Here is a 16,319-nt window from a genome sequence, read left to right as displayed (position 1 = left end):
GGTCCATACGAGCTTGTGCGCCCGCTCGCTAGCATCGCTGGTATGGACCTGATGAGCGAGGTGATCCACACCCTCAGGGTGGGCAGCCCCGGCAGCCGGGTGATCCGGCACTCGGGCCCGGGCGGACTGCGGTTTCCCGCCTTCACCGGCAGCGGGTTCCACATCGTTCTGCACGGCACCTGCTGGCTGGTCAGCGAGGACGAGGAGCCGGTCGCGCTGGAGCCGGGAGACGTGGTGCTCACCACCTGCGGCACCGAGCACGGCCTGAGCCGGACGCCGTGTGCGCTGGCGGAGCTGCCACCCGTGGTGATGGGACCGTTCCCACCGGCTCCGGGACCGTTCGACTTCGAGTTCCTGTGCGGCTCCTACCGGCTCGACCACGGCCGGGTCCCGCAGTACCTTCGCACGCTGCCCGGCCTCATCGTCGTTTCAGGCCGACCCGGCCGCCACCCCGAACTGCAGGCACTGGTCGCGCTGCTGCGCAGGGACACGACCGGAACGGGGATGGGCGCCGGGGCCACCAGGCCCGCGCTGCAGGACCTGATCCTCGTCCACGCGCTGCGCCGATGGCACGAGCAACACGACGACGCCGCCCCGTGGCCCACCACCGGAGACCCCGGCGTCGATGCCGCCCTGCGCGCGATGCACCAGAACCCCGGTCGGCAGTGGACAGTGGCCCAGCTCGGCGACCTCGCCGGAATGTCCCGCACGGCGTTCAGCAGACGTTTCGCCGGTGTCGTCGGCCAGCCGCCCAAGGGATACCTGATCAGGTGCAGGCTCGCGCACGGTGCCCGGCTGCTGCGGGAAACCGACGCCACACTGGCCACGATCGCCCGCCGGATCGGGTACTCCACCGAATTCGCCTTCTCCAGCGCGTTCCGCCGCGAATACGGCACTTCCCCCAGCCACTTCCGCGTCGGCGGGCGGCCGGCTCGACGCAACGGGATCTAACGGGTGGCGCCGGACACCTCCTGGGCGAACGGACTGACCCCATCCCCGAAAGCGCCGTGCTCCGACAGTGCCATGCCCTGCGAATACCCGATCCCCGCGGTCCGCAGGGACGCGGCCAGCGAAGGTGCGGGCGCCACCAGGCCTCGGGTGTCCACTTCGGGGAGTTGTCGGAAGTGCGGGGGACGGACGTCCAGCGCGGCCGTGCGGCAGGCGAAGTCGATCCGCCGCGTGATCTGGGCCCAGTAGTCCGCCATCTTGGCGCCGCCGATGATGTCCACTGAGGACAGTAGCGCCAGCAACGCGATGTTCGTCGGGTTGTCCAGGACGAAGGCGTCTTCGGCTCGCCGTGCGGGCGCCAGCGTGCCGTCCGGCAGGAGAGTTCGCGTCGCGGTGCTGGTGGTCAGGAGGGCCGAGATCCACGGTGCCCAGCGGCCGGTGGCCTCGGACAGGGCGAACCGCACCAGGGCGTCCAGTGGGACGTACAGGGTGCGTCCCGGCAGGGCGAGCCCGGCCGCCCGCTCCACCGTCGCGGTCAGCAGCAGGTACGACATCGCGCGGTTCGCCCCGTGCAGAGCGAGTTCCGCGGCTTCGCGGTCCGCGCCCGTCGCGTCGCCGGGCACGAGGTCCATCGGCGGCTGGCTCGCCACCACGACGTGCTTGGTCTTCTTGTTGCGGGTGAACAGGGTGTGCCGCACGAGCTCGCGATCGGGATTCAGGAACCACCACGCGTAGGGGCGCCAGCCGAGGTCGGAGAAGTTCGTGTGCGTCAGCACCACCCGCAGGTGGAACAGCGTGGGATCGCACCGCTGCAGATGCCGCGCGTACCAGCCCACCGCGGCCCGGGGGAAGAAGACGTTGGGGCTGGCGTGGGGGAGCGTGGCCACCACCCGCGGCGCCTCCGCGAAGGCGGCCAGGCACCCGTCGTCCAGCCCCAGAGCGGCTTCGCAGTCGTGCCGCCTGCCCGTCGTCAGACCGTCGCGCCGCTGACGCAGCCAGGCCGCGAACTCCGTGCGCAGCTCACCCGTGCGCGGCGTCATGGCCCTTGTCCTTTCCGCGCGCCACGAACCAGGCCACCGCGAAGACCAGCGTCGTCGCGGCGAGGGCGACGGCCGCCGTGCGCACGCCCCACCAGCCCACCACGGCGCCCGCCGCGAAGGAGAACACCGCCTTGGCCAGTGCCGCCACCACGTTGCGCAGCACGGCGAACTGGCCCACCTGGGAGTCGGCCGGCACCTGGTTGGTCAGCACCTGCATGCAGATCACGTGACAGGTGATCACGAGGGAGAGCACGAACGCGGTGACCGCGACGAGCCACGGCTGGGTGATGAAGCCGAGCAGCGCGGCGAAAACGGCCACCGTGGGCAGGCCCCAGCGCAACACCGCCTCCGTGGTGATCACCCGCGTCGACAGGGCGAGTCCGGCGAGGAAACCTCCGGCCACGCTCACCACGTTCAGCACCGCGTAGAACGAGGGGTGCCCGTGGGCGATGTCGTCGGCCAGCGGCACCAGCAGTGTGTTGAGGAACTGCAGCGCACCGCTGCTGGGCACGGAGAACACCAGCACCAGCACGAGCCCGATGCCGGCGGGGAGCGCCGCGCGGGTCTTGACCTCGACCGGCGGTTCCGGCATCTCCTCCCGTGCCGGACGCCGCAGCCCGAAGGTCAGCGCCAGCGCACCCGTGCCGTAGGCCAGTGCGGAGACGAGCAGACCGGCCGCGGTCCAGTTCGCGCTCAGGAACACCCCGGCCAGCCCGGCTCCGACGACCTGGCCGATGAGCGACGCCGACGAGGACACCTCCAGCACGCGCTTGGCGGTACCGGGCGGAAACACGTCACGCACGAGCCGGTTGAGCGCGGCCTTGTTCACCATCTTCGCCACCGAGAGCACGACCTGGCTGGCCGCGATGACGACGATCGCGAGTGCGACCGCACGCCCCGCCAGCAGCTGTTCCACGGTGAGCGCCAGTGACACCCCGGACAGCACGGCGTTGGTGCTGCCCGCGACGCGCTCGGCGCGGCCGCGGTCGGCGAACCGGCGGAACAACAGCCCGAGCACCGCCGCGGGGAGGTAGCCGAGCACGATCATCACGCCGATGAGGAACGCGTTGCTGGTGAGGCTGTAGGTCAGCCAGAGCAGGACGACGGCCTGCCCGCCCTCCGCCCAGGAGGACAGGAACGAGAACACCGTGTACCAGCGAGCCGGCGCACTCGTGGCCCTGACGCTGGTCATCGCGAACACGGCGCGGACCTCCCGGCTGCTTCGATCTCCTGGAGAACGCGGTGGGCGCCGGTTTCGCTGTCGCAGGAGAACAGCACGAGGTGGGTGTTGGCGACCGAGCTGCCGAGTTTCGCCTCCGACCGGGCGTGCGCGCTGCCGGGCAGCACGTCGACGACTCCCGGAATCGCGCGCAGCGTCTCGGCGGGAGGCGACGGATGGCACCCGGCAGGATCGGCGGCCACCCCGGTCACCCCGCAGTACCCCGTGGGAGCTGTGACGCCGTTCCGCGTCGGTCGTGGTAGTTCCAGCTGCGCGGCGATGTGCTCGGCCCACAGGTCGACGCCGTAGAAGCGCAGCAGTGACGGGGCGCGCCCCGCGCCGGGAGGGCGGAAGCCGATCTCACCGAAGCGCATTGTGCCATGGCTTTCCAGCAGTTCCAGGTGGAACACGAAATCCGGCACGTCGATCGCGGCGAGCACGCGGCAGGCGGCCTCGACCGCCGGGCCCCGGCGGGGGTCGCCGACGGGCAGGTGGATGCTCGCGAGGTTGTGGCCCGCCGAGCCGAGCGGGGGCCGGTTGTACACCGAGGGCACGATCACGCGGGGCTTTCCGTCGCGCACGACCCCGTCGCAGTGCAGTTCGCTCGTCAGGTCGATGGCTTCTTCGACGACGACGAGCTCACCGGTGGCTGCCAGGTGGTCCAGGCATTCCTGCCGCCCGAGCCGCCGGACTCCCTTGGTCGACGAGCCGGCGAGCGGTTTGACGACGACCTCGGCCGGGGCGCGGCCCTGCGTGGCGAGCGCGCGGAAGTCCCCGGGCAGCCAGCAACGCGCGCTCGGAAAGGCGTGTCCCCACTGTTGTTTCATCCGCCATTTGCTGGTGGCGGGCAGCACCTGGTCGTACCGCGGCCCGGCCAGCCCGTACCGGCTGCGCAGGAACGCGGCGAAGGCCGTGTTGCTCTCCGAGGTCGTGACCACGTGCCGGAACGGGAATCGGGCGAGCAGCCCGTCGATCACGGCCAGGGTCGCCCGCTCCGGGGCGAAGGCCGGCACCTCGTGCGCCCCGGCCGGTGCGGTGGCGGCCTCGTGCAGGTCGAGGAACTCGATCTCGCGGGCGAACGGGGCACGGGCCTCGTCGAACGCGGCTTTTCCGTTGTGCAGCACGAGCGCGCGGGGCCTAGTCATCGCTGTCCTCGCTGTCATTGCTGTCGTCACCGCCCTCGTTGAAGCGGACGAGCTCGGCGACCCGCGCGCGCAGCCGTGTCTCGTCGCGGTCGGCGAGGATCGCGTGACCCGCGCGGCCGTAGGAGCGCGGGGACGCCGTGGTGGGATCCGGGAAATCCAGCTCCACCAGGGAAAAGCGCCGCCGGAAGTCGTCCGCGGTCAGCGCGCGCCCGGCGAAGTGGCGGAGGTAGACGTACGCGTGCCGTTGCACTGGCGGCCGCGGCTGGACCGTCGTCTTCGCGGGCTCACCGAGCGCCAGCGCCACCTGGGCCTCGTAGAGATCCACTCCGTGCGTCATCGCCACGATCTCGACGATGTGGGCCCCCGCCAGCCGGATCGCGCACTCACCGAAGAAGGTCGTCGTGCCGTCGTCGAACCCTTCGAGGTGGAAGACGCAGTCGGGTGCGCCGAGCGCGCCGAGGCTCGTCTCGGCGACCCGCGTCGCCCGCGCCACGAGCTCCGGATGACCCTCCGCGGTGACGAGGTGGTCGGCGACGACGCCACCACGGGACCAGGACAACACCGGCTGGTGGAACACTCCCACGGAGTTCCACAACAGCCTGCCGTCCTCCCAGACCCCGTCGACGTGGATCTCGTCGCCACGGACGTAGGACTCGGCGACGAAAGCGACGTCCGAGACGTGCCGGTCGCCGACCATCCGGGCGAATTCCGCTGCTGTCTCGACGACCGCGGTGCGGGTCGCGCCGTAGCCGTCGGCTGGTTTCACCACGAACGGGACGCCGAGATCGGCGGCCAGCGCCGCGAAGTCGTCCTCCGGGGTCACGTACCGGCAGCGCGCCCTCGCGACCTCGGCCGGAAGCGCGTTCTTCTGCAGGTACTTGTCGCGGAACAGCAGCACTTTTCCGAAATCCCGGTCGCCGGGGAGATCCAGCTGGGCACGCAGGAGCGCGGTCGCGAAGACTCCTTGCTCGTGCCCGGTCAGCGCACCGGCGACGTCCGTGAGGCCCGCGCCGGTGACGGCGCGCAGCACCTGCTGGGCGTCCTCCAGCCGGGACACCAGCCGGTACCGCTTGCCGGCGAGCCCCGCTTTCTGTTTCTCCACCACGTAGAACGGGTCGAGGCCGCGGCGGCGCAACGCGCTGTCGAGGCCCTCGCGGTAGCCCAGAACGATCATGGTCGTCAACGGTGCGCTCCCAGATCGAGTCGGTACAGGTCGTGATCGCCCGTGTGGAACGGGGCGACATAACGAAAACCGCGGCGCGTGAAGAAACCTACGTTGCTCCTCAGCGTGCGCCGCACGGCGATCAGCAGTTCGTCGTGCCCCGTCCGGGCGGCCTTTTCGGTCACCGCGGCGACCAGCGCCGAGGCGAACCCCCGGCGCTGGTCGGCGGGACGGGTGGCCAGGAAACAGAACGTGTAGCAGTCCTCCTCGGGAAAATGCCGCACGCAGCTGCGTACCCGGCCCGCGTCCCGGATGACGAGCCAGCTTTCCAGCCGCCGCGCCACCGAAGCGGGTGTCTCCCGCAACGCCGACGGCTCGAACTCCCCGGTGAACGGCGAGTAGGCGGCCGACAGGACCGACAGGATCGGCCGCACGTCGCCGGGCGCGGCGGGCTGCACGACCGCCGCGCTGTCAACCCCGCGCGGCATCGCCCGGAGCGCGCGCGGTGAACAGCTCGGTGTGGTACGGAATACTCAACCGGCCGTCCTCCGCGTGCTTCTCGCACAGTTCCCGCAGCCGGGCGAGGAGCTCGTCGCCGTGTGCGGCGAGCCCGCGCTGCACCTGCGTCGAGGACTTCGCCATGCCTTCGAAGTCCTCGGCCCGCATCGTCATGGTCCAGTCCGCGGTGTCCGTCGCCGTCGTGCCGCCGACCGGCTCGAACGCCTGCCGCAGCTCGGTGGCGAAGTCGAAGTCCCGGTAGTGGCGGCTGTAGCCGGGACTCAGCTCCTCCAGCAGCGACTCGTAGGAGTCCAGGAACGCGCTCGCGCGGTAGTCACGGTTGTTCTGGATGACCGCGAAAACCCCGCCGGGCGCCAGGCACGCCGTCGCCGCCCGCAACACCCGGGGACGGTCGAGCCACTGGAAGGACTGGGCGGCGACCACGAGATCCACCCCGGTCGCGCTCTCGAGGAACTCCTCGGCGCCGCCCACGAGCCACTCCACCGCCGGGAACTTCCGCCGCCCCGCCGCCACCATGTCCGCCGACACGTCCACCGCCGTGTACCGGCAGTGCTCGCCGAGCAGCGGGACCAGACCTTCCAACGCGATCCCGGTTCCCGCACCGATGTCCGCGACCTGGGGCTCGTCCTTCCGCGGCACCATCGCCGCCAGCCGCCGGAGCAACGCTTCCGGGTACCGCGGCCGGAACCGGTCGTAGTCGCCGGACAGGCCGTCGAACTTCTGCGCCTTCTCCGCCATCGTCAGGTCTCCACCTCGCTCGGGGCCGCCGAGCGGGCGCCGGCCGGCCGCCGGCCCAGGATCATCGGCAACAGACCACCCGCCCGGATCATCTCCAACATCATGGCAGGGGGCGGCGGGAACCGCGGCAGCTCGCGCGCGCCCAGGAAACGGCCGTTCTCCAGGTCGACCTCGATCCGCTCGCCCTCCGCGAAACCGGACACCTCGGCCTCCACGGCGGGCAGCCCGAGGTTCCAGCAGTTGCGGTAGAAGATCCGGCCGAACTCGGGCGCGACGACCAGTGCGACGCCGCAGGCCCGCAGCGCGCTCACCGCCTGTTCCCGGGAGCTGCCGATGCCCATCAGGTGCTCGCTCACCAGCGCATCACCCGGCCGGAAGGTCCCGGCCAGGCCGGGGAACCGGTTTTCGAACACGTGGGGCGCCAGGTCCGCCGGATCGGTGTACTGGTGCTTGTACCGGGCCGGGATGATGTCGTCGGTCGAGATCGTGCCCGAGATCCGCCGCACCCGGTGGGGTCCGGAGAGCATGTCACACCACCTCCTTCGTGGCCGGGAACCTGCCGAGGACAGCCGCTGTCGCCGCCACGAGCGGCGACGACAGGAAGATCTCCGCATCCGGATTACCCATCCGGCCGCGGAAGTTGCGGTTCATCGTCGACAGGACGCGTTCTCCGCCCGCGGGCACGGTGCCCTGGGTGCCGACGCAGGCGCCGCAACCCGGAGGGGTGACCAGCGCGCCCGCCTGCGTCAGCACGTCGAGGTACCCGCGCCGCGAAGCCTCCAGGTACGTCTGCCGCGAGCCCGGGGTCACGACGCAGTGCACGTCGGGGTGCACCGGGCGGTCGGCCAGCACACCGGCCACCTCGGCGATGTCCTCCAGGCGGCTGTTGGTGCAGCTGCCGATGAAGACGTAGTCCACCCGCTGCCCGGCCACATCGTCGACGGGCACGCTGTCGAACGGGGAGTGCGGCAGCGCGACCATCGGCCGCAGGTCACCCACCGGCAGCTCCAGCACCTTCGCCTCACCGGGTGGTTCGAGCGGGACGAGACCGGGCGGCCGGCCGGGCGCCGCCGGCAGGAAGACGCACTTGGCGCCCATTTCCACTCCCATGCTCGCCACGGACGCGGCCGAGTCGAGCGAAAGCCCCGCGGCCCACTCACCGACCCACTCGACGGACCGGTAGAGGAAGGGCCGCTGACCGAACACCCGCAGCGCCTCCAGCACGACGTCCTTCGCGCGGACCGCCGGGTGGGGGACGCCCCGCACCCGCAACCACACGGTCTCGGGCACCTTCAGCCAGGTCCTGCCGGTGACCATGGCCGCGGCGATGTCGGTGGCGCCCATGCCCAGCCCCATCGACTGCACCGCGCCGCCCGTGCAGGTGTGCGAATCCGACCCCAGCACGAGTGACCCGGGCTCGAACCAGCCCTCCTCCAGCGCGATGACGTGGCTGATCCCGGCCCCGCGGGGGAGGATCCGGGCGCCGAGGTTCCTCGCGAACACCGTCGCCTCGCGCAGCCGGTCCGCCATCTTGCGGTCGGGCACGAGCACCGAGTGGTCGAAGACGAAGGCGATCCGGTCCGGGTCGAAGACGCTGTCCAGGCCGTGCTGCTCGAACAGCCGGGCGATCGTCGGCGAGTTCCCGTCCTGCAGGTACACGCGGTCGACACCGACGGAGACGAGCTCCCCGGTGCCGACCGCCTCCCGTCCCGCGTGCGCGGCGACGATCTGGTTCGCCAGTGGCTCGCCGGGCAACATCAGGACGCCGTCCCCGCCACCGCGCCCGCCACCTCGGCGTAGATGACCCGCAGGTCGGCGGGCGCGATCTCGCCGCCGTGCGCGACCGCGTACGTCCGCACCCGGCGCAGGCACTCGTCGAGCAGGGCGTCGTCCACCCCGACCCCCTCGGCCTCCAGCGCGTGCTTGATGACCGCACGGCCCGAGTGCTTCCCGACCACCAGCCGGCGCTCGCCGCCCACGAGGTCCGGGGGGAACGGCTCGAAGGTCTTCGAGTCGTTGAGCATGCCGTTGGCGTGGATCCCGGACTCGTGCGCGAAGACGTTCGTGCCCACCACCGGCTGCCAGGGCAGGATCGGCTGCCGCGACGCGCGCGCCACCACCTCGGCCAGGCTGCGCAGCTTCGTGGTGTCGATGCCGAGGTCGACGTCGTGGAACTCGCGCAGCGCCAGGACCATCTGCGCGAGGTCCGCCATTCCGGCACGTTCGCCGATCCCGTTCACGCACACGTGGAAGTACCGCACACCGGCTTCGAGACCGGCGAGCGTGTTGGCGACCGCGAGGCCGAAGTCGTTGTGGCAGTGGGCCTGCAGGTCGATGTCCGTCGCCTCCGCGACCGCGCGCACGCGCTCGGCGTACTGGCGGGAGTCGAGGATGCCGATGGTGTCGGACAACCGCAGCCGGTCGGCACCGGCTTCGCGGACGCGGCCGGCGTACTCCTGCAGGAAGGACAGGTTGGTGCGGCCCACGTCCTCGGCGCTGATCGAGACGAAGCAGCCCTGGTCCTTGGCGAACTTCACCATGTCCGCGGCCGTGGACAGCAGCCAGCCGCGGTCCTTCTTGACGCTGTGCTTGAGGTGGATGTTCGACGTCGGCAGTCCGATGTGGACAGCCTTGAAGCCGAGCGAGATGGTGTACCGCACGTCGTCGAGGACCCCGCGGTTCCAGCCGATGAGGTTGACCTCGTCCCGGCGTTCCAGCATCTCCTTCATCGCCAGGACGTCGTCCCCGCCCATGGCCGGGATGCCCGCCTCCAGCCAGCGGACACCGGCGTCGACCAGCGCGGTGAAGATGGCGACCTTCGTCTCCCGGGAGAAGGCGAGACCGGGGGCCTGCTCGCCGTCGCGCAGCGTGGTGTCTTCGAGGATGATGTCGTCACGCATGTTCGGACTCCTTCTCGTGATTCTCGTGGGGGGAGGTGCTTTCAGCGTCCGGTGAGGACGCGGGACCGCGCGTAGCGGCTCGGCGGCCGCAGCAGGCCGAGCTTGTCGCGCAGCGTTCCGTCGCGATAGGACTGTTTGTAGACACCCAGTGCCTGCAGGCGCGGCACGACGTGGTCGACGAACTCGTCGAGCGCGCCCGGCAGGTAGGGCGGCATGATGTTGAACCCGTCGGCCGCGCCGGCCTCCAGCCATTCGGCCATCGTCTCGGCGACGCGCTGGTAGGACCCGATGACCACGGCGTGCCCGCGGGCCACGGTCATCCGCTCGTAGAGCTGACGGATGGACAATCCGTCTTCCCGGGCGAGCCGCTCGATCAGGGCCCGCCGGCTCTGGTTGCCGTTGGACGGGGGCAATCGCGGCAGCGGACCGTCGACGTCGTAGCCCGAGAGGTCGAAACCACCGACGAGGTCGGACAGCATCGCGACCCCGAGCCTGGGGTGGATCAGCCGCTGGAGCTGCTCGAACCGCTCCCGGGCGATCTCGTCGGTGGGGCCGGTGAACGGGCACAGCCCCGGCAGCACGAGCACGTCCGGGTTCACCCGCGGAAACCGGCCCAGCCGGGCCTTGAGGTCCCGCGCGAACGCACTGCCGCGCTCGGGATCGGGCTGTGCGGTGAACACGATCTCGGCGGTGCGGGCGGCGAGCTCCTTGCCGGCTTCGGACGAGCCGGCCTGGACGATCACCGGATGGCCCTGGACCGGACGGGAGATGTTCAGCTCGCCCAGTACGCGGAACGCGGGGCCCTCGTGCCGCAGCGGATGGCGCCGCCGCGGGTCGTAGAACCGGCCTCCCTCCTTGTCCCGTGGCAGCGCGTCGTCGTCCCAGCTGTCCCACAGCCCCGTGACCACGTCGTAGAACTCCGCGGCCCGCTCGTACCGCGCGTCGTGGTCGGGGTGCGCGGGCAGCCCGAAGTTGCGCGCCGCGTCGCTCTTGGACGAGGTGACGAGGTTCCAGCCGGCCCGGCCGCCGCTGATCAGATCGAGCGAGGCGAACTCGCGGGCGACGTTGTACGGCTCCTTGTACGTGGTGGAGGAGGTGGCGATCAGCCCCAGGTGCGTCGTCGTCATCGCCAGCGCCGACAACAACGTCATCGGCTCGAACACCACGACGCGCCCGCCGTAGCCGTCCTGGTCGTCGTTGAAGACCGAGGGCGTGTCGGACAGGAACATGAAGTCGAACAGCCCGCGCTCGGCCGTGCGCGCCAGATTGACGTAATGGCCGATGTTCTGCGCGCCGTCGGCCACCGCCTCCGGATGACGCCACGCCGCGGCGTGGTGCCCCGTGCCGTAGGACAGGTAGGCGCCCAGCACCAGTTCCCGTCGTGCGGTAACGGTCATCGCTCACTCCGTTCTGGCGTCACACGGCCACGCCGCGCTCGGGGAGGGAGAGGATCGCGTCGATCCCGAGGCAGCGGCTTTCCACCTCGGCCGTCCGGTCGTGGCGCAGGATCTCCCGGGACACCTCGACCATCGCGCGCAGTGCCGCGCGCATCATGTGGTTCGCGTAGATGACCACGTCGAAACCGGCCTCCTGCAGTTCCCCGGCCCGCACGGAGTTGTACGTGGTGGGCACGGAAACGAGTGGGACCGCCGGGTGCACCTGCCGGAACTCGGCCGCGAACTCGAGCACCTCGCGCGGACTCTCCTCGCGGCTGTGGATCATGATGCCGTCGGCACCCGCGTCCACGTAGGCGTTTGCGCGGTGGAGCGCTTCGGGCATGCCCTGGCCCAGGATGAGGCTCTCGATCCGCGCGATGATCATGAAGTCCCGCGTCGTCTGCGCGGCCTTGCCCCGCTTGATCTTCTCGCAGAACTCGGCCACCGGCGCCGACCTCTGCTCGACGCTGGTGCCCAGCAACGAGTTCCGCTTCAGGCCGGTCTTGTCCTCGATCACGACGGCGGAGACACCGGCTCGTTCGAGGTCGCGGACGGTGTATTCGAAATGCTCCACCGGCCCGCCGGTGTCCCCGTCCATGACGAGCGGTTTCGTCGTGACGGTGAAGATGTCCTGGATGTTCTCCAGCCGCTTGCGGGGACCGAGCAGTTCGATGTCGGGAAGGCCGAACGAGGTCGAGTCCGCCAGCGAGCTCGACCAGAAGCCGTCGAACTCCAGGCTGCGCGAGGAATCCTGGTCCAGCGCGTTCGCGTACTCCGCGATGATCGCGGAAACCGGGTTGTGCACCTCGATGAGCCGGAGCCGCCGGCCTGCCGCAAGAAGCTCACGCAGTCTTCCCCTGCGGAATTCGTTGGACACGGCATTAGTCCACACGCGGCCTCCTCTAATTGGGATGGGGCGGCTTTCCGGGAAATACCGAAAAATGCGCAGAACTCGCAGTGCGAGTGTTCGCCCCAGTTTCCTGTGTGAGTGCCGAGATCAACGTAATGTGGCTGTTGATCTCATGAGGAACGATTCAATCAGCCGCAGTTTCCGGTGTCAAGACGCGGCGGTGCGAGAAACAACCATCACTCGGATGGACCATGTCGATTATTCACGGGGGAAGTGTCCGGTTTCGTCCCTTGCCGGTGCGCTCGCATTGTCGCGGAGATCTTCGAAGGCGTCCGCGTACTGGGCTGTGTTGCGAACCCGTCGCAACTGTCACGAATTGACGATTCGGGTCGTCGATCTTGTTCCGGCCCGTCGATAAGGGGCTCATGATTCGTTCCGAGCTACGTTCCGTGGCCGTTTTTGATCTTTTCCCCTGAATGGAGTCGCGGAACTGGCGGTTGTGCGAAAAAGCGAACAACGAGAAATATGAGCAAAAGTGGAGGTGCGTGCGCCGTCTTTGCCAGTCGATCGCGGCGGCGATTTCCCCTGTCTTCGGCGTGGCGTGGCGTTGCGGTTCAGCGGGCCGGTTCTGGAATGCGGATTCCGGGCGGCCCTTTGACGGTGTGCACGACCAGCGAGCTTTCCAGATCCTGCACGTCCGGGAGCGTGGCGAGCTTTTCGGTCAGGTAGGCGTAGAGCCCGGCGACGCCGGGCGTGATCACCGACGCGTACAGGTTGCGGTTGCCCGTGATCGCCGCGCGAAGGCCACCTCCGGGTGCGTGGCCAGTGCGGTGCCGGTGGCCTGGAGCCGTGCGGGTGTGGCGGTCAGCCAGAGCAGCGTGCGGATGTGCAGGCCGAGCCGGGCACGTTCGGTGTCGACGTCGAAGTAGAGCACGCCGGTGTCGCGCAGCTCCGTGATCCGGCGTTGCACCGTGGAGTGCGAAACCCCGGCCTCGGCGGCGAGCCGCGCGATCGGGGCCCGGCCGTCGGCACGCAGCCGGGCGAGGATGCGGCGGTCGACGTCGTCCAGCTCGACCGGTTGTGCCCGGTCAGGGGCGGGCGGTCGCAGCTGCGCGACCTGGTGCGGGGACAGCGCGGCCAGTTTGGTGACCACGCCCCCGGCACGGCCGCAGAACGCGTGCAGCAGGCAGTGCGCGGTGACGTCGAGGATGCGCGCGTTGCGGGGCAACGACTTCAGCAGCAGCTCGTCGGCCGGGGTGGGGGCCTGGGTGACGCAGACCAGTTCGGTGCCGCCGGAGGTCCGGCTGATCCACGAGGTGTCCGTCCGCCGGGCCAGGGCGGCCGCCACGCCGGCGGCGGAGTCCGGGGTGCACCGGATGCGCACCACCCATTCCATGTGGCCCAGCCGGGCCGGGTCGACCAGTCCCCAGATGCGCAGCGACCCCTCGCTTCGCAGGCGGGTGTAGCGCCGGGCGACGGTCTGGTCGGAGACGCCGATGGTGGACGCGATCCGGGCGAACGGCGCCCGTGCGTCCAGGTGGAGGGCGTGGAGGATCTGAAGATCGGTGGCGTCGTACCGGGCAGATTCCATCACAGCACCTCGACTCGTGTCGGATTTACGCGGTCCAGGATGCCTGAGCGGATCCAGTCCCGGTCGGCGGACACGATCGTGCCATGAACGTCGAACACACTCCGGTGCTGATCGTCGGCGGCAGCATCGTGGGCGCGTCCGCCGCGCTGTTCCTCGCCGCCCGTGGCATCACCCCCGTCCTGGTCGAGAAGCACCCTGTGGTTTCCACCAGGTTGCGCGCCAAGCTGTTCTACCCGCGGACCATGGAGGCCTACCGGGCCGTCGGAGCGGATCGGGACGTCTACGCCCTGCAGCGCAGCCTTCCGCCGGCCGACCAAGCCGCGGTCGTCGACTCGCTCGCCGGGCGGGAACTCCGGCGTTGGCGGTTGCCGGCCGCCGAGGACTTCGGCGAAGTCTCGCCGTGTCCCAGCGCTCTGGTCAAACAAGCCGACCTGGAGGAGATCGTGCGGAAGCACGCCCGCGCCGCCGGTGCCGATCTGCGGTTCGGCCACCGTTTCCTCGACCTGACCCAGTCCGGCGACCGGGTGGTGGCCCGGGTGCTCGACGCGAACGGCGAACCGTACACAGTGGAGGGTGACTACCTGCTGGCCGCCGACGGGAACGGCAGCACCATCAGGGAGGGGCTGAGGATCGGCCGCGCCGGCGAGGAGGTGCTCTCGCACGTGCGGGAGATCGACTTCGAGGCCGACCTGCGCCCGGTCCTCGACGGCCGTCGGCTCGCGATGGCATGGGCGGGGGAGGTGTTCATCTCGTGGCACACCGCACGGACTCGCGGAGCCGTGTCCTTTCCCTGCGACCCCGGCACGACCATGAACGCCGAGGAGTCCCGGGAGCTGGTCTGCCAGGCGCTGGGACTGCCCGCGACCGGCGTCGCGATCACCGGGAGCCGGGCGTGGCGGATGAGCGGCTGGGTGGCCGACTCCTACCGTGCCGACCGGGTTTTCCTGCTCGGGGACGCCGCGCACGTCACTCCGCCGGTGGGCGGATTCGGTGCCAACCTCGGCATCCAGGACGCCTGGAACCTCACGGCCAAACTGGTGTCCGTCCTGCGCGGCGACGCTCATCCGCGGCTGCTGGACTCCTACGAGCCCGAACGCCGTGCGGTCGGTGAGCTGACGGTGGACCAAGCGGTGCTCCGTGTCCGCGACCGCGCGGGGGCCCGCCCGCGGCTCAGCGAGGCGGCCGTGGCCATCGGCTACCGCTACCCCGCGGGCAACCACGATTCCGGCCACCCGGTGGCCGACGAGCCGAGCCGCTGGCACGGCGAACCGGGAACCCGGCTGCCGCACCTGGGGCTCCTCGGGATCTCGACCCTCGACCTGGTCCGCGACGGCCGCTACCTGCTGCTCACCGGCCCCGGCGGAAATGCCTGGACGCGGGCCGCACGCGAAGTCGATCCCGCGGGCGCCTTCCTCGACGTAGCAGTCCTTCCCGGCCGGACCGATCACTACGGCATCGGCGAGCACGGCGCCCTGCTGGTCCGGCCCGACCACGTCATCGCCTGGCGTGCCACCCACCCCACCCCGCACGCCCTGGCCGATGCGGTAGCCCGGGCGACTGCCCGGACGGTTCCGGCTGACGCACCGGGCGGTGTCGGCTAGCGTCGGGCGATGGGCGTTCACGAGCTTTCCCGGGTTGATGCGCGGCGGATCGCGGTACGCGCGCAGCTGCTCGATCGCGTGCGCCCGGCGGGACTGCTCGATGTGGTGAGCGGGTTGACGTTGCTGCAGATCGACCCGACCGCGGCGGTGGCGCCCAGCGCTGACTTGGTGGCCTGGAGCCGGCTCGGTGCGGCGTACACGCCCGCCCAGCTGGTCACCGCTCTGGAGGAGCGCTCGCTGATCGAGCTGCGGGCGATGATCCGGCCGGCTGCGGACGTCAAGCTCTACCGCGCGGACATGGCGGCCTGGCCCTGGTGTGGTGAGTTCCGGAAGTGGCGGGTGGCCTACGACGAGTGGGTCAAGGCCAACGACGTGTGCCGGCGGCACATCCTGCGGGTGCTCGGCGACGAGGGGCCGTCGCGGTCGCGGGAGCTGCCCGACAGGTGTGTGGTGCCGTGGGGGTCGACGGGCTGGACCAACAACCGCAATGTGACGCAGCTGCTGGAGATCATGGTGCTGCGCGGGGAGGTGGCGGTCGCCGGGCGGCGCGGGCGCGACCGGCTGTGGGACCTGGCGGAACGGGTGTATCCGGACGAGCCCGCGGTGCCCGCCGACCAGGCGCGGCGCGTCCGTGACGAGCGGCGGCTGTGCGCGCTGGGCATCGCCAGGGCACGGGGACCGGAGTACCCGGTGGAGCCGGCGGACGTCGGCGAGGCGGGCGAGCCGGCCGTGGTGGCGGGTGTGAAGGGCGAGTGGCGGGTTGATCCCGCCGCGCTGGGCCAGCCGTTCTCCGGGCGCGCGGCGTTGTTGTCGCCCTTCGACCGGCTGGTCCACGACCGGGCGCGCACCGCCGAGCTCTTCCAATTCGATTATCAGCTGGAAATCTACAAACCGGCGGCGAAACGGCGATGGGGGTATTACGCGCTGCCCATCCTCTACGGCGACCGGCTGGTGGGAAAGCTGGACGCCACTGCCGACCGCAAGGCCGGTGTGTTCCGGGTCGCCGCGATCCACCGGGACACCGAATTCACCAAGACGATGAGCGCCGCCGTCGACCGGGAGATCAGAGACCTGAGCCGCTGGCTGGAGCTGGACTTGGTGCTGCCTTAGGCTTTCGGGGCAGGCATGCGGCGTCACCGGTGTGTCCAGCTGCGCTCTGTCAATACATTG

At 70.5% G+C, this 16,319-nt stretch carries 16 protein-coding genes; 3 read left to right on the top strand and 13 right to left on the bottom strand.

Going from position 1 to position 16,319, the window contains the following annotated elements; all coding sequences use genetic code 11:
- Positions 1-42 precede the first annotated feature (42 nt).
- Complete coding sequence (locus tag FHX82_RS28090) at positions 43-951, top strand: AraC family transcriptional regulator (RefSeq protein WP_145934427.1); 909 nt, start codon at positions 43-45, stop codon at positions 949-951.
- Here FHX82_RS28090 and FHX82_RS28085 read toward each other — a convergent pair.
- From FHX82_RS28085 to FHX82_RS28030, 13 genes are all read right to left on the bottom strand, one after another.
- On the bottom strand, positions 948-1,988 hold the full coding sequence (locus FHX82_RS28085) for a hypothetical protein (protein ID WP_145934428.1): 1,041 nt from the start codon (positions 1,986-1,988) through the stop codon (positions 948-950). The two genes, FHX82_RS28090 and FHX82_RS28085, sit on opposite strands and share 4 nt — an antisense overlap.
- On the bottom strand, positions 1,969-3,180 hold the full coding sequence (locus FHX82_RS28080; protein ID WP_145934429.1) for an MFS transporter: 1,212 nt from the start codon (positions 3,178-3,180) through the stop codon (positions 1,969-1,971). The genes FHX82_RS28085 and FHX82_RS28080 overlap by 20 nt, the downstream gene beginning before the upstream one ends.
- On the bottom strand, positions 3,177-4,352 hold the full coding sequence (locus FHX82_RS28075; RefSeq protein ID WP_145934430.1) for an ATP-grasp domain-containing protein: 1,176 nt from the start codon (positions 4,350-4,352) through the stop codon (positions 3,177-3,179). Before FHX82_RS28075 ends, FHX82_RS28080 begins: the two co-directional genes overlap by 4 nt.
- Positions 4,345-5,526 (bottom strand): ATP-grasp domain-containing protein, encoded by a 1,182-nt coding sequence (locus FHX82_RS28070; RefSeq protein ID WP_145934431.1) that lies wholly within the window; start codon positions 5,524-5,526, stop codon positions 4,345-4,347. The genes FHX82_RS28075 and FHX82_RS28070 overlap by 8 nt, the downstream gene beginning before the upstream one ends.
- A 5-nt stretch (positions 5,527-5,531) precedes the next feature.
- Complete coding sequence (locus FHX82_RS28065) at positions 5,532-6,002, bottom strand: GNAT family N-acetyltransferase (RefSeq protein WP_145934432.1); 471 nt, start codon at positions 6,000-6,002, stop codon at positions 5,532-5,534.
- Entirely contained in the window at positions 5,986-6,771 is a 786-nt protein-coding gene (locus tag FHX82_RS28060) for a class I SAM-dependent methyltransferase (protein WP_145934433.1), read from the bottom strand. The genes FHX82_RS28065 and FHX82_RS28060 overlap by 17 nt, the downstream gene beginning before the upstream one ends.
- 2 nt (positions 6,772-6,773) lie before the next feature.
- Positions 6,774-7,298: a LeuD/DmdB family oxidoreductase small subunit gene (locus FHX82_RS28055; protein WP_145934434.1), complete on the bottom strand. Its 525-nt coding sequence runs from the start codon at positions 7,296-7,298 to the stop codon at positions 6,774-6,776.
- Position 7,299: 1 nt separating this feature from the next.
- The gene (locus FHX82_RS28050) at positions 7,300-8,529 is read right to left on the bottom strand and encodes a 3-isopropylmalate dehydratase large subunit (protein ID WP_221216631.1); all 1,230 of its coding nucleotides are present in this window, start codon (positions 8,527-8,529) and stop codon (positions 7,300-7,302) included.
- Complete coding sequence (locus FHX82_RS28045; RefSeq protein ID WP_145934435.1) at positions 8,529-9,671, bottom strand: hydroxymethylglutaryl-CoA lyase-like TIM-barrel protein; 1,143 nt, start codon at positions 9,669-9,671, stop codon at positions 8,529-8,531. Before FHX82_RS28045 ends, FHX82_RS28050 begins: the two co-directional genes overlap by 1 nt.
- Positions 9,672-9,712: 41 nt before the next feature.
- On the bottom strand, positions 9,713-11,068 hold the full coding sequence (locus FHX82_RS28040) for an LLM class flavin-dependent oxidoreductase (protein ID WP_145934436.1): 1,356 nt from the start codon (positions 11,066-11,068) through the stop codon (positions 9,713-9,715).
- A gap of 19 nt (positions 11,069-11,087) precedes the next feature.
- Complete coding sequence (gene aepX / locus FHX82_RS28035) at positions 11,088-11,984, bottom strand: phosphoenolpyruvate mutase (protein ID WP_221216630.1); 897 nt, start codon at positions 11,982-11,984, stop codon at positions 11,088-11,090.
- A gap of 587 nt (positions 11,985-12,571) precedes the next feature.
- Complete coding sequence (locus tag FHX82_RS37345) at positions 12,572-12,718, bottom strand: hypothetical protein (protein ID WP_229881118.1); 147 nt, start codon at positions 12,716-12,718, stop codon at positions 12,572-12,574.
- The gene (locus tag FHX82_RS28030; RefSeq protein WP_229881120.1) at positions 12,715-13,548 is read right to left on the bottom strand and encodes an Lrp/AsnC family transcriptional regulator; all 834 of its coding nucleotides are present in this window, start codon (positions 13,546-13,548) and stop codon (positions 12,715-12,717) included. The genes FHX82_RS37345 and FHX82_RS28030 overlap by 4 nt, the downstream gene beginning before the upstream one ends.
- 83 nt (positions 13,549-13,631) lie before the next feature.
- On the opposite strand from FHX82_RS28030, the gene FHX82_RS28025 reads away from it, so the two are divergent.
- Positions 13,632-15,149, top strand: a complete 1,518-nt coding sequence (locus FHX82_RS28025) for an FAD-dependent monooxygenase (RefSeq protein ID WP_145934438.1) — start codon at positions 13,632-13,634, stop codon at positions 15,147-15,149.
- A 9-nt stretch (positions 15,150-15,158) separates the two neighbouring features.
- Positions 15,159-16,259, top strand: a complete 1,101-nt coding sequence (locus FHX82_RS28020; RefSeq protein ID WP_145934439.1) for a DNA glycosylase AlkZ-like family protein — start codon at positions 15,159-15,161, stop codon at positions 16,257-16,259.
- Positions 16,260-16,319: the final 60 nt, after the last annotated feature.

The sequence above is a fragment of the Amycolatopsis bartoniae genome (assembly GCF_014191255.1).
In the GTDB taxonomy this organism is placed as follows: domain Bacteria; phylum Actinomycetota; class Actinomycetes; order Mycobacteriales; family Pseudonocardiaceae; genus Amycolatopsis_E; species Amycolatopsis_E bartoniae.
This window is presented reverse-complemented; position numbering and strand designations above follow the sequence as displayed.

Bases quoted from the DNA above. Each gene is read 5' to 3' on its own strand.
- FHX82_RS28080 (WP_145934429.1), bottom strand. From the start codon at position 3,180: ATGACCAGCGTCAGGGCCACGAGTGCGCCGGCTCGCTGGTACACGGTG.
- FHX82_RS28055 (WP_145934434.1), bottom strand. From the start codon at position 7,298: ATGCTCTCCGGACCCCACCGGGTGCGGCGGATCTCGGGCACGATCTCG.
- FHX82_RS28025 (WP_145934438.1), top strand. From the start codon at position 13,632: ATGAACGTCGAACACACTCCGGTGCTGATCGTCGGCGGCAGCATCGTG.
- FHX82_RS28085 (WP_145934428.1), bottom strand. From the start codon at position 1,988: ATGACGCCGCGCACGGGTGAGCTGCGCACGGAGTTCGCGGCCTGGCTG.
- FHX82_RS28065 (WP_145934432.1), bottom strand. From the start codon at position 6,002: ATGCCGCGCGGGGTTGACAGCGCGGCGGTCGTGCAGCCCGCCGCGCCC.
- FHX82_RS28045 (WP_145934435.1), bottom strand. From the start codon at position 9,671: ATGCGTGACGACATCATCCTCGAAGACACCACGCTGCGCGACGGCGAG.
- FHX82_RS28070 (WP_145934431.1), bottom strand. From the start codon at position 5,526: ATGATCGTTCTGGGCTACCGCGAGGGCCTCGACAGCGCGTTGCGCCGC.
- FHX82_RS28060 (WP_145934433.1), bottom strand. From the start codon at position 6,771: ATGGCGGAGAAGGCGCAGAAGTTCGACGGCCTGTCCGGCGACTACGAC.
- FHX82_RS28020 (WP_145934439.1), top strand. From the start codon at position 15,159: ATGGGCGTTCACGAGCTTTCCCGGGTTGATGCGCGGCGGATCGCGGTA.
- FHX82_RS28040 (WP_145934436.1), bottom strand. From the start codon at position 11,068: ATGACCGTTACCGCACGACGGGAACTGGTGCTGGGCGCCTACCTGTCC.
- FHX82_RS28050 (WP_221216631.1), bottom strand. From the start codon at position 8,529: ATGTTGCCCGGCGAGCCACTGGCGAACCAGATCGTCGCCGCGCACGCG.
- FHX82_RS28090 (WP_145934427.1), top strand. From the start codon at position 43: ATGGACCTGATGAGCGAGGTGATCCACACCCTCAGGGTGGGCAGCCCC.
- FHX82_RS28075 (WP_145934430.1), bottom strand. From the start codon at position 4,352: ATGACTAGGCCCCGCGCGCTCGTGCTGCACAACGGAAAAGCCGCGTTC.
- FHX82_RS28030 (WP_229881120.1), bottom strand. From the start codon at position 13,548: ATGGAATCTGCCCGGTACGACGCCACCGATCTTCAGATCCTCCACGCC.